Source organism: Methylophaga sp. UBA3613, assembly GCF_002375415.1.
Classification (GTDB): domain Bacteria; phylum Pseudomonadota; class Gammaproteobacteria; order Nitrosococcales; family Methylophagaceae; genus Methylophaga.
On record NZ_DFLS01000005.1, the window covers coordinates 223,667 to 239,032 of the forward strand.

Below are 15,366 nucleotides of genomic sequence, written 5' to 3' on the forward strand. Positions count from 1 at the left end.
TTTTACTGTTCACTAAACCTGGGCATCTCGGTAAAGGCCTGACGAAGCTTATCCCCCCACGCCTTTCTCAATTCAATAAGATATGGGTGCTCTACTCCAAACCGGTAGTGATTGCTAACATTGTAACTGTCTTTTTTGTACATCAGTACTTCAATGGGTGGTCCGACACTGACATTACTCTGCATGGTAGAGTCCATTGAGATCAGTGAACAAGTGGCTGCATCCAGTAAAGAAGTATCCGGCCGGATAAAACGATCCAGCACCGGTTTGCCATATTTGCTCTCGCCAATCTGCAGATAAGGGGTCTCTTTGGAACTGGTAATGTGATTACCCTGCGGGTAAATCATAAACGCCTGCGGAGGACCACCCTGAATCTGACCGGCCAGCAATAACGTGGCTTCCGGGGCAAAGCCTGAAGCTTCATTTTCAGAATAACGGCGGATTCGACTACTGAGGATTTCACCGATGTAATCAGCCGTATCAGAAAGATAACTTAAGGTATTTAAATTACGTGCCTGACTTTCACGAATATCGCGATGAATCTGTTCAACCACAAATTGTGTAGTCGCCAGATTACCTGCACTCATTAATACCAGACAACGATCAGCATGGGTCTCAAACCGGGTCATCTTGCTGTAGGTGCTCACCTGATCGATTCCGGCATTGGTTCGGGAATCGGATGTCAGCACTAATCCTGCATCTAAGGTAATGGCTACACAATAGGTCATACATGCCTCTGAAGTAATCTGTACAAAGATAGTCGACATTTGGCTGCAGGGCAATGCCCAAAAGGGGTTATTTAGTGTTCTTGATAGGGCTCAGAAAGCAATGTTGGCAACAAGTGGTAAATGATCTGATGCCTGTCTTGCTAAAACAGATTTATGAACTGATAGTTTAATGTTGCTGCGTTGCGGAGCAATCCAGATTCTATCCAAAGCGAAAATTGGCCAGCGTGCCGGGAAAGTAGCCAAGTGTGGTGGCGCGCTGAAGTGTCTGTGTAACCAACGCAATGGACGCCCCCATAACAACCACTCATTCACATCCCCCAGTAAACAGCTTATATCGGCTTCCTGTTGTGATTTAACATCGAGTAACTGCTTAACCTGCCAACGCCGCTCTGCCGGTTTCAATCCTAAATGGGTCGCAATCACTTGCAGTTCATAGCCGGCAACATCAAAAGTAGCTTCGATGGCTCCTCGTGGCTCGAAACCGGCAACACTTAAGTCAATATGTTTGAAGGACTTTAATGGTAACTTTGTTAACAGGGCATTTCCGTAGTGACGAGTTTCCCGAAACAATGTGGGTCCAGCAATGGCTTCATGGCCCGTCTGATAGGCCAGATACTCGAGTAGGTCCAACTCATCAATCGAATGGTGTTCGACTTCCTGTAAAGCAATAATATCGGCATCGATTTCTTTTAAAACGGCAGCGATACGCGCAGGATCAAATTTTCCATCCGCCCCTATGCAGGCATGAATATTATAAGTAGCGATCTTGAGGGTATTTGGTCGTTTTATTTGGGTCACGTATCTGTCGAAATTCTGTTAAGCCATTTTTTGACACCGTACATCAAGCTACCAATCCCTAAAATCACCAATACAAAAATTATAATCTCGAAAGGTTCAGGGTGTTGGACGACTTGTATAAGTGAATTTGCAAAAACGGTTATGGCTAAAATACCCGGCAACATTCCCAGCAGAGTTCCCCAGATAAAATCTCTCAATTTGATATGGGATGCACCTGCTACCAAGTTTATCAGGGTAAAGGGAGCGACAGGAATAATCCGAACGGTAATAATGGCCATTACACCATGATTGGCCAAGCGTTTTGACAGTCGGTTTAATTTTGACCCAGCCATTTTGGACACACTTTTTCGCCCCAGCCACTCACCAACGATATATCCCAATATCGCACTCAGCATTGACCCCAGAATAGCGTATATACTGCCCGGCCATGCACCAAAACTGATCGCAACGGCCACGACTAATAAGGTCAGCGGTATTGCAAATAAACCGGCAATAGCAAAACCTGTAATCACAATAAAAGGAGTAAAGGGACTGTCGTTGAGGGTCTCGATCATAAGTTGAAGATTTTCAGCCATTAACCAGTCATTGAGTGGCGTCCACTTCCATAAAGCCGTCATTGCAATGACGGCTAATAAGACTAATGCCGTGATAATGATCTGTTTTTTAGGGGACTTCGGCTCATCAATAGGCACCAGCTTCCGGCTCATTTCAACGGAGTCTACCGGACGCTCAGGATCGATATAATCAGCTGTCGGGGTTAATTCATCGATACTCTCATCAACTTCACAATTTAATCTTCTCAAGGTACGTGGAAACTGTTCCCGGGAATTAATCAGCGTAAGCAGCGAATCATGTTCTGCCAGCAATTCTTCCAATACATCAACCGCAATATCAAGATGTTCACTGAGCAGTCTATGACGTAAGGCCTTTATCGCATCAGACTGTTCTGCATTGTCTGCTTCAATTGCCAAATCACATTCACTATCAAGCCCCATCGAGCGATTACTTAAATTAGCTGACCCCACTCGCAAAAAAACATCATCAACAATCATCATCTTGCTGTGCAGACTGATATAACTATTACCTAATGCTTCATGATGCGGGTAACAAATCAACAGACGGTCATGTTTATCGGCTTCACAGAGCTTTCGGCAAATCCTGGAACGCAATACATCCATCGTGTGTTGTTCGAGCCAGCCACCGGTCATGCTGGGACAGATAATCACAACTTCCGGGCCACTCTCTTCCTTCAGTCGCTGGGCTAAAACCTCTGCCACTTTCCAGGATGTAAAATACTGATTTTCTATGTATATAAGGGTTTGGGCCGCCGCAATAGCATCAAGGTAGAGTAATTCCACTTCGGTAATTTCCCTGTTTCCCTTAAATTCCGGCAGGGTTCGGGCAATGGCAATGTTGACCTGTCGAAAATCAACCTTGATATCTTCAGGCCAAATATCATCCTGGTTTGCGGATGGGGGAGCCAGCTGCTCACCCGTTGCTTTTTGCCATCGTTCCCGCGACAGTTCCGCCAGACTCTTTGCCGCTTCCCCATCGACAATCATCTGCATATCATGGAATGGAGGGTAGAGCTCATTATCAGGGTCAATACGACGTTTATCATCAGGTGCATGTTCACTACTATCCCAGCGATGTTTACCTGGATCGATACCGCCGCAGAAAGCGATTTTATCGTCAATTACAACGACTTTTTGATGCTGTGAACCACCAAATGGGCACTCGCCATCAAGCTGATAATGTAAACGGGATTGCTTTTTCCAGCCGGGACGAAACAGGGGTAACCATTCGCGCTCAAGCGTATAGAGCATTGCCCAGTCCCAGTTGAGGATATAAATATTTAGCTCAGGCTTTTGCTCAAGAACGGCATTTATCAAATCTCCTAATTCAACAGGTAAATCCGTAGGGGTCTCACCTCTCACCAGTCTCAGTCGGCTATCAATATCCCAGGCAAGAATATAAACAGCAGATTGAGCTTGTGAAATGGCAGCATGTAAGGCGCTAAAGTAATCTTCACCATCCACCAGCACGGAGGCTCTATCAGCCTGAACATACCGCCAACAGTTTTCTTCGTGGCGGATAATTTTTTTATCATGCATATTCAGAATGAGCTCCCTGCAATAATCGATTATCAATCAAGCGTAGCATAGCAATGCTGGATTCAAATTTACTCAGGTTAACCACCAAGTGGTTATAAATACGATCTTATTCATCAATAATCTGCTAAAGATCAGAAATACTGCATGAGAAAAGTGATTAGCATGAATATTGGCAAGAAGCGGCCCACCAGATATATTCGCCACTCCCACCAATGTGAATTGGTCCCCAGAACCGAATGAATTTTAGTTGGGGGGATAAACCAGCAAAACAAGGCGGCGCCAATGATGCCAGACAGGATAATAATATTACCGCCGGCAATCCTGTCGACCATGTCGAGCACGGGCTCACCCGCTATCTGTAAATTCATTGGAGTAAAACTCAGAGCCGAGGCCGAGCCGATAATCAACATCACTAATGCTACCAGCATAACCGCTTTAACATTCGTGATGCCGAACTCTTCGGCAAAAGCGGAGACAACGACCTTTAATCCTGCCAGCGTTGAGGTAAATGCTGCAGCAAAAAACAAGACAAAAAAAACAATGCCAAAGAACCATCCCGCTGACATTTCTGCAAACACTTTAGGCATGGTGGCAAAAGCCAACTGGGTACCTTCTTCTGGAGACAATCCCTGACTGAACACAAATGGAAAGATCATCCAGGCAGCAAGCAAGGCAATTGATGTCTGAAAGACCGCAACGATAATACACGCTCTTGGAAGGTTAGTTTTTCGCGGAATATAGCTGCCGTAGGTGATTAAATAGCCTTGGCCAATTGCCAGCGTATAAAAAGCCTGGCCAAAAGCAAAAACCCATAGTTCGCCGCTGGTTATTTTATTCCAGTCAAACTGGAAGAAAAAATTAATGGTTTGTTCCCAGCCGGAAGTTTTACTGGCCATTACCACTAAAAAAATCATTACCGCAAGTAGCACCGGCATCAGAAATTTTGACAATCGCTCAATTGATTTTAGACCGTTAATCAGGACGATCGAGGCCAATCCAATAATGACCAGAAAATACCAAAAACTGTTATAGCCCTCGGTAAACTGATCAAATACCCTTAACTCTCCTCGGCTGGCATCAATAGCATAGCCCAGAGTCCAACCGGTAATGACGAGATAATAACTGGTAATAGCAATAGTAATGGTCACAACCAGCCAGCCGTAATAGCTTCCCAGACGATTCACCTGTCTGAAGGTTGCAACGGTATTGCCATGGGTAAGACGTCCGGCTGCCACTTCGAGCATCATGATTGGTAACACGACGATAAATAACGCCAGCAAATAAGCGATGACAAATACGCCACCACCATTTTCGCCCACGATATAAGGAAACCGCCATAGATTACCAAGCCCAACAGCTGCTGCTGCCATCGATGCTATAAAGGCCGGTTCAGAGCTCCATTGTTTTCTCGATTGAATGATAAAACTTTGGTCTGGCATAAAAATCTTCCGTTTCAAACATCCGAGTTGAACGGTTTAAAGTTAGTTGAACAAAAAAGAATTACTGCGGAATGACGCGATAGTAACCGCTTTTCCCACGTATTAATAATGCCGGGGTTCTGGCGGGTAACATTTCTTCAGCACTTTCGACTGCCTGAACAATAGCAACTTTGTTGCCCGCGGGTTTATCCAGAATGTATTCAACACCCAGCTGGGACTTAATCTTTTCATCAAAGAACTGGCCAGCCAATGCCCCGCCCACCAGCGCCACAATAGTAATGGCTACGCCTGCAGGATTATCCGCCTGGGTAATTCCGTAAGCAGAAGCTCCGGCAACTGTTGCACCAACCGCAGCGCCCCAACCTGGACGTTTATCACCGAGCCCTTCAATCCTGACCATACGAGATGAAATGATCCAGACATCTTCAACCGCCATGATCTCACCAATTTCATCTCGATAGTAATTACTCTGTGTACGTGATGCACAGGCAGTGATAACCGGTAATACCATTAATGTAATCAAGAGCCATCTGGTTAAATCTCGAGACATATTTCATCCTGATTATTGTTCAAACGCATTTGAATAGATTGTTACCCATAAAGAATAAGATAGTCATCATGATTGTACTTATTTTTACGAAGAGCATTATTCGCCATATTATTTAATGCATATCATGCCTTTTTTGCATAAGTCACGTCTTTATCATGGGTAAAGTTTTCTTCGTGATGTCGCAAAATTAGCTCTGGGAGAAATTTCGGCTATTGCTATGTATTGGCAATCAAATATTCAATAATGGCATGGTTGGTGGGGAAAGTAGCTTTGCTCAGTTATGTTGAAGTATGAATGGGGGTATTAACCAGGATATTAGCTGTTTGCCTACCAAAGGCTATTTGGTTAAACGTTATTGTCGTGAAACTCTCTCCACTCAGGCTGCAATTGATACGCCTGACACCAGTTCATAATATGTTGAGCCGGCATAGGTCGGGCAATCTGGTAACCCTGTGCATGATCACAGCCCATCGATAACAGCATCAAACCATGCTCGACAGTTTCGACGCCTTCGGCAATCACTTGTCTGTTAAAGGCTTTGGCCAGGCTAATCACACCATCTACGATATTATAATCGCTGGCATCCTCTAACATATCCCGCACAAAGCTCTGGTCAATTTTTACTGAGTTAGCCGCCAAATGCCGCAGATGGGTTAGCGAGGAATAGCCGGTGCCAAAATCATCAAGTGCAATCAGAACCCCTACCCGCTCACGGCAATCATCAATAATACGACTGAGTGTGGTCACATCACCCAATGCACTGCTCTCAAGAATTTCTAACTGTAATGACGCTGGCCGTATATCGTGGTAGCGATTTAAAATCTGCTGTAAAGACTGAATAAAGTTTTTGGCATGTAAATGATTTGCTGCAATATTGACACTCACTACGATATCCAAACCACCCTGCTGCCAGTACTGTAATTGCTGCAAAGCTGAATCAATAACCCACAGTCCCAGCTCAAACTCGAGCTCAGAGCCTTCCATATCCGTTAAAAAATCGCCAGGAAACAACAATCCACGCTGCGGGTGCTGCCAGCGAATCAAAGCCTCTACTGCAATTATTTCTCCAGTTCGCATATTTATTTCTGGTTGATAATGCAGAACAAATTCATCGTTTAACAACGCCTCACGTAACCGCTGTACAACATGATGCTTTTGAATAACCTGCTGGTTTAGTTCCGGGTTGAATAATCTGGACTTATTGCGCCCAGTCATCTTTGCTTGATACATCGCCTGGTCGGCATGACGCAGCAAGGTATCCAAATCCACATTATCCATTGGATACAGGGCGACGCCACTGGAGGCACTGATGGTAATGCGCCTGTTATCTATCCAATAAGGCTCTGCAAGAGTCTGATGCAATCTGATGAGTAGCTGCTCACATTGCTCATAGGAATTGATATCACGAAATAAAATAGCAAATTCGTCACCACCAAAGCGGGAAATAGTATCTTCCTCCCTGACGCTGGCACGTAGCCGATCAGCCACTTCAATCAGTAATAAATCGCCCACATTGTGGCCATAGGTATCATTGACCGGTTTGAAATCATCCAAATCCAGAAAACAGATCCCTAACCAAGTACCTAAACGCTGACTGTGAGCCACAGCCTGACTGAATCTGTCAGCAAATAATACCCGGTTTGGCAAGTGAGTCAGCACATCGTAATGTGCCATTAGCTCAAGCTTTTCCTGCTGCGTTTTTGATTGGGTAATATCGGAAAACAAGCCTGCGTAATATTGCTTGAGGCCTTGAGGATTGGTCATCGCCGTGATGGTCAGTTGCAATGCATACAAATGTCCATCTTTATGCCGATTCCAGATTTCACCTTGCCAATGTCCGTGATTTTCCAGCTTTCGCCACATTTCCTCAAAGAAAACATCATCATGTTTGCCTGATTTCATTATGGCGGGTGTATTTTGCAACGCATCCTGAGCGGTGAAGCCGGTAATTTCAGTAAAAGCCGGGTTAACTTCCAAAATTCGCCCCTGGATATCGGTTACTACAATTCCCTCATGTGCCTGACTGAAAATCTGCTCTGAAAAGTGAATTTTCTGTTCTGCCAGCTTACGACTGGTTAAGTCATAAACCACCAGTAATAACTCTCTGTTCACAGCCGCATCCAGCGGTGAAACTGAAAGCATCACATCGCGCGGCGTACCATCTTTACAGTGAACTTTGATCTCAACAGAGTGCTCGGGTAACGCCTTGGCATCAATGGTCGAATCACACCAGGCATTTATTTTTCTCAAATATTCCTGATTGATATCGGTTTTATTCCACCAGATAGCAAGACTAGGCAGATCGGCAGTGCTGTAGCCATAGAGTTCGGTAAAAGCAGGGTTAATAAAACTTACTTTCCGATCCCTTGCCACCATAATATAGGGGATGGGAGATGAGTCTATTACCTGACGAAACTTCAGATTGGCCAGAGAAGCTGTAAACATGAAGCGTACAAAAGCGGTCAATAAAGCAAAAATCCCCAATGCAACCACAAAAACCAGAATTCTGGATTGCCATACATCATTGTTAATGGTTTTCCAGCCCCCTTCAGGTTGTCCTGTCAGCAGCCAATAGCCGTCCGGTAAGGCCAGCGGCATGGTTAAGACCGGGTCTTTAAACAGGGAAGCGTCACCAAAAAATACTTCGCCAGCGGAACCAAGACCATCCTTCCCCCGAATGGCTATATCAATTGGTAACGTCTCATCCTTAAGGCCTGAGGCCTCAAAAAAGGCCTCAACGTCAATAACGGCTGAAATAATGCCCCAAAAATATTCATCTCCTTTCTCATCGTTAAGATAGACCGGAATACGAGTAATCAATCCGATCCCACCCTGTTTAAGCTCAAGAGGACCAGCCAGTACCAGTTTTCGATTTAATCTCGCACGTTCAGCCGCATCTTTTTGTGTGGGCTCCTGAAGGTAATTCAGACCAATAGCCTGTTCATTTCCTGCTATCGGGTACATATAACGAATAACCATTTCGGGGGCAGCAGCAATATTTCGCAGTTGCGTGTGTTCACCAATCAAATGCTGCATGGCAATTGCAAATTGCTGCTGGGTTAAGTCAGGATTTACGGCAAATAAGCCTGGCAGGCCACGTACGATCTGAATATGGTTCTGTAAATTTGTAACCAGATTGTTATGCAAAATACTCAGGTGCTGCTGAGTTTCCGCCAGCAAAGCATTTTTATGCCGATCCTGAATAACATAATCAAGATAAGTTGCGGCAACCAGAATCAGCAATGCGATTATGGCAATCATGCTGTTGAAAACCGGTTTAGTTGCGATAAAAGGACGCATTTGCGATCCGTGAAATAGCCAATACATACAATATATTACAGCTGGAACAATGTGATAAAAAAATGATTGCCGAACGATGTGTTACAGGTCACAACCTGTTCTAACCAACAGGATTACTATTAGGCCACTTATTGCTACGGCAAAATCTTGATTTATCATACAGTTACGGTAACAATGAAACCTCGAATAAATACTGTCCTAATTCCATCAGCCAATTATGAAGATCTGAATGAATTGGTGAACGGACAAATGACAAATCAAAAACGAACGCCGGGTACTTCGAATCGCATGGTAAAACGTAAAGCTATTCCTGCTTATATCGCTATCTTTGCTGATTTGATGACATTATTGTTATGTTTCTTTGTGTTACTTTTATCCATGTCAGAGCTGGATGTTGTCCGGTTAAAAATGGTTGCCCAATCCATGCACAACGCTTTTGGCGTTGAGCAGCCCGAAGAACCCGACCCCATCCCAAAAGGCACTTCAATCATAAGGCAAACCTTTTCTCCAAATCCTTCTGATATGACGGTCATTCAGGAGGTCCGACAGGATGCTGATCCTAATAACCCTATTCTTGAAACCTCTGATCTCAATTTATACATGCAAGCCAAGCAACAACGGCAACTGAGGGAAATCAAAGAAGCCTTAAAAGAACAAATTGATGAAGGACTGCTACAGGTTGAAACGAGAGAGGACCGGGTGGTCATCACCATTGATGAGCAAGCCTCCTTTCCTTCCGGTCTGGCCTCGATAAAACCGGCCTTTGTTCCTGTTCTGAAGACTATTGCAGATGCCCTGGCAAATATTGAGGATCCACTGGTCGTTTCAGGGCATACTGATGATCGTCCATTGAGTACATCACAATATCGTTCCAACTGGGAGTTATCCGGTTCACGTGCCACTTCCGTGGTGCATGAACTGCTTCGCTATCCAGAATATCAAGCCGAACGTTTTCGTGTTGAGGGCTATGCAGATACACGTCCAATCACAGAAAATGACACTGAATCAGGTCGAGCACGCAACCGAAGGGTAGAAATAGCTGTCCTCACTCAGTAAGGGCTGTGATGCCTTGATTATTTATGGTACAACCAAGCAACGACGCAATGTTTGCTCCGCCATCCCAGAGGACCTAGGAACACTCCATGAAAACATCTGATCTACTGGTTAAAGCGTTAGAAAACGAAGGGGTCGAATATATTTTTGGTATCCCTGGCGAAGAAAATCTCGATTTCCTTGATTCACTACAACATTCCTCCATCAAACTGATTATTACCCGCCATGAGCAAGGCGCAGGATTTATGGCGGCTAATTATGGACGTTTAACCGGCAAACCCGGTGTATGTCTGTCAACTCTGGGGCCTGGCGCGACCAATCTCATAACCCCCGCTGCTTATGCCCAATTGGGTGGCATGCCGATGTTGATCATTACTGGCCAAAAACCGATAAAGGCCAGTAAACAGGCACTCTTTCAAATTGTCGATATCGTTAACATGATGCGGCCTATCACCAAGTTCACCAAGCAGGTGGTGCATGGTAATACGATTGGTGCTGTGGTTCGGGAGGCCTGCCGTCTGGCGGTTCAGGAACGTCCCGGCGCCGTGCATATCGAATTACCGGAAGATATTGCTGCTGAAGAAGTTCAGGACAGAATTTATGTAGTCGAAAATATCCGCCGTCCGGATGCTGATAACACGGCAATAAAAGATGCGCTGGAAATGATTCGCAAGGCCAATATGCCACTGTTATTGATTGGTGCCGGGGCAAACCGGAAACGTGCCAGCAAAGCGTTAACCCGTTTTGTCGAAAAAACCGGGATTCCGTTTTTTAATACGCAGCTCGGTAAAGGCGTTATTGATGAGCGTCATGATAGTTATCTCGGTACAGCGGCATTATCCGAATCCGATTATCTGCACTGCGCCATCGAACGGGCAGATTTAATCATCAATGTCGGCCACGATGTTGTAGAAAAGCCTCCTTTCTTTATGAAAGATGGTGGGGCACCAGTTATTCATATCAATTTCCAGCCGGCTGAAGTCGATCCGGTGTATTTTCCACAACTGGATGTCATCGGCGATCTTGCCACGTCAATTAATCGCTTATCAGATGCCCTGTCACCACAGTCAAACTGGGATTTTTCCTATTTCTATCGTGTTAAACAGGAAGTTCAGCAACGCCTGGGGCTTTACAGTGATGATGATCGTTTTCCAATTTTACCGCAAAGCGCAGTCACCACCATTCGTGCAGCACTGGGTGAAAAAGATATCCTGGCGCTGGACAATGGGCTTTACAAGATCTGGTTTGCCCGGAATTATCAATGTTATGAAAACAACACACTGCTACTGGATAACGCGCTGGCAACAATGGGGGCCGGCTTACCGACAGCAATGTTGGCCAAACTGATAAACCCCGATCGTAAAGTAGTTGCGGTCTGTGGTGATGGCGGGTTTATGATGAATTCGCAGGAAATGGAAACCGCGGTTCGACTGAAACTGGATCTGGTGGTGATTATTCTTAATGATAACGCCTACGGCATGATCAAATGGAAACAGCAGGGTATGGGATTTAAAGACTTCGGTCTGAATTTCGATAACCCTGACTTTGTGAAATATGCTGACAGCTATGGTGCCATCGGACATCGACCATCCAGCTATATTGAGTTCGATAAAATGCTGCGCGAATCACTCAATAGCCCCGGCGTACATTTGATTGATGTTGCCATTGATTATTCTCTCAACCACTCAATACTTAATGAAGGGTTGAAACAAAAAATCTGCATTCTATAAGGAAGCTTTATGTCTAGCGCACCTCACTTCGCCCTGAACCTACCCGGCGTAGCAGCCAAACAACGGGCACAGATTGATGTGACCAATCCATATAATGATCAGCTGATCGCTACCGCTGATGTGGCAGATAGCAACGCCGTCGAAACCGCCCTGCAAACTGCACATAGTTTATTTACCGATAGAAGCAAATGGCTTTCTGTTCCACAGCGTTTGGCGATTTTGGAAAAATCGCTTGAATTAATGCAGCAGCAATCTGATGAGCTGGCCAAAGGCGCTACTGAAGAGGGCGGCAAGCCGTTAATTGATTCCAAAGTCGAAATGGTGCGTTGTATTGATAGTATTCGGCATTGTATGGACACCTTGCGTCATCAAACGTCGCATCCTGTTCCGATGGGTGTTAATCCTGCTTCACAGCATCGCTTAACCATGCTGCACAAAGAGCCAATTGGTGTGGTGGTTGCCATCAGTGCCTTTAATCACCCGTTAAATCTGATTGCTCATCAGGTGGGACCGGCAATTGCTGCGGGATGTCCGGTAATTGTCAAACCGGCTGAAAACACTCCGTTATCCTGTTTCCGTCTAGTCGAAATCTTCCATCAGGCCGGTTTACCCGCTGAATGGTGCCAAGCATTACTGACAGAAAATCATCAGGTTGCTGAGCAACTCGCCACCGATCACCGGGTCGCTTTTTTAACGTTTATCGGCAGTGCCAAAGTAGGCTGGTATTTACGTTCCAAACTGGCGGCTGGAACCCGCTGTGCATTGGAACATGGTGGCGTAGCACCGGTAATCGTCGATGAAAAAGCCGATATTGATGCAGCCATTCCTGGTTTGGCCAAAGGCAGCTTTTACCATGCCGGTCAGGTGTGTGTGTCAGTTCAGCGTATTTTTGCTCATCATTCGATTGCACGTGAGCTGGCTGACAAACTGGCAGTGGCAGGCAATAAAATGCAGATTGGCGACCCATTATCTGATCAAACGGAAATCGGTCCTTTAATTCGTAACAGTGAAGTGACCAGGGTAAATGACTGGGTACAGGAAGCAGTAAGCCAGGGCGCAGAATTATTATCCGGCGGTGAAGCTATGGCAAATAACTGTTATGCCACGACTGTATTATTTGATCCGCCAGCAGATGCCAAAGTTTCCAAAAGCGAAATTTTCGGGCCGGTGGTCTGTGTCTATCCTTATCAGAATGTGGATCAAGCGATTGCTGAGGCCAATAGTCTGGATTTTGCCTTTCAGGCGTCTGTTTATAGCCAGAATATTGATAATGCCATGTATGTTGCAGAAAGACTGGATGCTTCTGCTGTGATGATTAATGAACATACTGCATTTCGGGTTGACTGGATGCCATTTGCCGGCCTGAAACATTCAGGGCATGGCACCGGTGGCATTGCCTACAGCATGGAAGATATGCAGATAGACAAAATGATAGTGCTCACCTCTAAAAGTATCCCTTAGGTGTGAATCCCATATTGCAGACAAAAAGAGACCGCCCGAGGGCGGTCTTAAAATTTGAGAGAGAAAAAAGTACTTGCTACTGCGTCATTGCCCGTAACATCCAGGCAGTTTTTTCATGAATTCGCATACGGTCAGATGCTAATGCCGACGAAGATTCGTCATCTGCTGCTTCTGCCAATTTCAATACTTCACGGCAGGTTTTCACCACTAATTCGTGGTTATGCGTCAGAATTTCGGTCATTTCCATCGCATCTGGTACACCGTCTTTTTCCTTGATGGAGCTTAATTCAGCAAACGCTTTATAAGTACCTGGAGCTGAGACACCCAGTGTTCTGATTCGTTCCGCAATATCATCGACGGCTGTAGCCAACTCGACGTAGTGTTCTTCAAACATCAAGTGCAGGTCACGAAAGCGTGGACCCGTGACATTCCAATGGAAATTATGGGTTTGCAAATACAGGGTGTAAGTGTCTGCCAATAATTTTTTCAAACCTTCGGCGACCTTTTCTCTGTCTTTCTTATTAATACCAATATCAATCGAACTCATAAATTTACCTCCTGATAAAATTCGAAGTCTGCCGTGATATCACGGCGTCCATGATCCATATTTGTTTAGTTCACATCGTTCAGCGAAATACCAATCGCATCCGCCACACCTTTACCGTAGGCAGGATCTGCTTTCAGACAATTGCGAATATGACGTTTCTTAACTTCGTCATCAGCACCATCAATTGCCCGAGCAGTATTTTCAAACAGCACTTGCTGTTTCTCTGGCGTCATCAAACGGAACAAGTTACCGGGTTGTGAATAGTAGTCATCATCATCTTCCCTAAAGTTCCAATGATCTGCAGCACCATTGATGGCTAATGGTGGTTCACTGAAATCAGGTTGTTCCTGCCATTCTCCATAGCTATTAGGTTCATAGCCTTTAGTACTTCCGTAATTGCCATCAACTCGCATTGCCCCATCGCGATGATAACTGTGATAAGGACATCTAGGCGTATTCACCGGTATCTGATGATGATTAACCCCTAACCTATATCTATGGGCGTCACCATAAGAAAACAACCGTCCATGCAACATTTTATCTGGCGAAAAGCTAATTCCAGGCACAACGTTAGCCGGTGTAAACGCTGATTGCTCTACGTCTGCATGATAGTTTTCTGGATTACGATTAAGCTCCATTACACCAACATCGATCAGCGGATAATCTTTATGGGGCCAGACTTTCGTCAGATCAAACGGATGAACGTGATAGGTATCCGCATCTTTTTCAGGCATGACCTGCACTTTCAATTCCCAGCGAGGATAATCAGCGCGATCAATTGCTTCAAATAAATCCTTTTGATGACTTTCACGATCTTCGCCGACAACTCTGGCCGCCTCTTCATCGGTCAGGTTTTCAATACCCTGCATGCATTTGAAATGAAATTTCACCCAAAAGCGCTCGTTATTGGCATTGATAAAGCTATAGGTATGACTGCCAAAGCCATGCATATGCCGGTAACTTTTCGGCAGACCGCGATCACTCATCACAATCGTGACCTGATGTAACGCTTCTGGTAATAAAGTCCAGAAATCCCAGTTGTTCTGCGCGCTACGCATATTGGTCTTGGGATCCCGTTTCACGGCATGATTCAAATCCGGAAACTTCAACGGATCACGCAAGAAAAACACCGGTGTGTTATTACCGACCATGTCCCAGTTACCTTCTTCGGTATAGAACTTAACGGCAAAGCCACGAATATCACGCTCTGCGTCTGCCGCCCCTCTTTCACCGGCAACAGTGGAGAAACGGGCAAATAATTCCGTTTGTTTTCCCACTTCAGCAAAAATTTTAGCACGAGTGTATTGGGTTATATCGTTGGTCACTGTAAACGTGCCAAAAGCACCCGAACCTTTAGCGTGCATCCGTCGTTCTGGAATCACCTCACGATCAAAGTGAGCCATTTTTTCCAGAAACCAGACATCCTGCATCAATAACGGGCCACGAGGGCCAGCTGTCATGCTGTTCTGGTTATCTACAACCGGTGCACCACCAATTGTGGTAAGTTTTTGTTTATCTGCCATGTTCGCCTCCTTGAGGGCATTAAATAAAACTCATCTTTGTGAGTTTTTAATGACTATAGGCGAAACAGATGAATCGGTAAAACAACTAATATCAATAACATTAATCGCTTTTATCAATAAACA

11 protein-coding genes are annotated in these 15,366 nt (G+C 45.1%); 3 read left to right on the forward strand and 8 right to left on the reverse strand.

What is annotated here, in order from left to right; translation table 11 throughout:
• Positions 1-2: 2 nt before the first annotated feature.
• From B3S93_RS06035 to B3S93_RS06060, 6 genes are all read right to left on the reverse strand, one after another.
• Positions 3-767, reverse strand: a complete 765-nt coding sequence (locus tag B3S93_RS06035) for a proteasome-type protease (RefSeq protein ID WP_292354369.1) — start codon at positions 765-767, stop codon at positions 3-5.
• Between the two features lie 51 nt (positions 768-818).
• Positions 819-1,526 (reverse strand): endonuclease/exonuclease/phosphatase family protein, encoded by a 708-nt coding sequence (locus B3S93_RS06040; RefSeq protein ID WP_292403600.1) that lies wholly within the window; start codon positions 1,524-1,526, stop codon positions 819-821.
• Complete coding sequence (locus tag B3S93_RS06045; protein ID WP_292403597.1) at positions 1,523-3,640, reverse strand: VTT domain-containing protein; 2,118 nt, start codon at positions 3,638-3,640, stop codon at positions 1,523-1,525. Before B3S93_RS06045 ends, B3S93_RS06040 begins: the two co-directional genes overlap by 4 nt.
• A gap of 131 nt (positions 3,641-3,771) precedes the next feature.
• The gene (locus tag B3S93_RS06050; RefSeq protein ID WP_292354363.1) at positions 3,772-5,079 is read right to left on the reverse strand and encodes a sodium-dependent transporter; all 1,308 of its coding nucleotides are present in this window, start codon (positions 5,077-5,079) and stop codon (positions 3,772-3,774) included.
• Positions 5,080-5,140: 61 nt separating this feature from the next.
• A complete protein-coding gene (locus tag B3S93_RS06055; protein WP_292354361.1) occupies positions 5,141-5,629 on the reverse strand; it encodes a hypothetical protein in 489 nt (162 codons plus the stop codon).
• Positions 5,630-5,974: 345 nt separating this feature from the next.
• The gene (locus B3S93_RS06060) at positions 5,975-8,929 is read right to left on the reverse strand and encodes a bifunctional diguanylate cyclase/phosphodiesterase (RefSeq protein ID WP_292403594.1); all 2,955 of its coding nucleotides are present in this window, start codon (positions 8,927-8,929) and stop codon (positions 5,975-5,977) included.
• 249 nt (positions 8,930-9,178) lie between these two features.
• Between B3S93_RS06060 and B3S93_RS06065 the strand changes: the two genes are divergently transcribed.
• The 3 genes from B3S93_RS06065 (at position 9,179) to B3S93_RS06075 (ending at position 13,173) form a co-directional block, all read left to right on the forward strand.
• Positions 9,179-9,985, forward strand: coding sequence for an OmpA family protein (locus tag B3S93_RS06065; protein ID WP_292354357.1), 807 nt, complete (start codon positions 9,179-9,181; stop codon positions 9,983-9,985).
• 86 nt (positions 9,986-10,071) lie between these two features.
• The gene (locus tag B3S93_RS06070; protein ID WP_292354355.1) at positions 10,072-11,712 is read left to right on the forward strand and encodes an acetolactate synthase large subunit; all 1,641 of its coding nucleotides are present in this window, start codon (positions 10,072-10,074) and stop codon (positions 11,710-11,712) included.
• A gap of 9 nt (positions 11,713-11,721) precedes the next feature.
• A complete protein-coding gene (locus B3S93_RS06075) occupies positions 11,722-13,173 on the forward strand; it encodes an aldehyde dehydrogenase family protein (protein WP_292403592.1) in 1,452 nt (483 codons plus the stop codon).
• Between the two features lie 76 nt (positions 13,174-13,249).
• On the opposite strand, the gene B3S93_RS06080 is transcribed toward B3S93_RS06075, so the two are convergent.
• The gene (locus B3S93_RS06080) at positions 13,250-13,720 is read right to left on the reverse strand and encodes a Dps family protein (protein WP_292354352.1); all 471 of its coding nucleotides are present in this window, start codon (positions 13,718-13,720) and stop codon (positions 13,250-13,252) included.
• Between the two features lie 65 nt (positions 13,721-13,785).
• Entirely contained in the window at positions 13,786-15,243 is a 1,458-nt protein-coding gene (locus B3S93_RS06085; RefSeq protein WP_292354351.1) for a catalase, read from the reverse strand.
• Positions 15,244-15,366 lie beyond the last annotated feature (123 nt).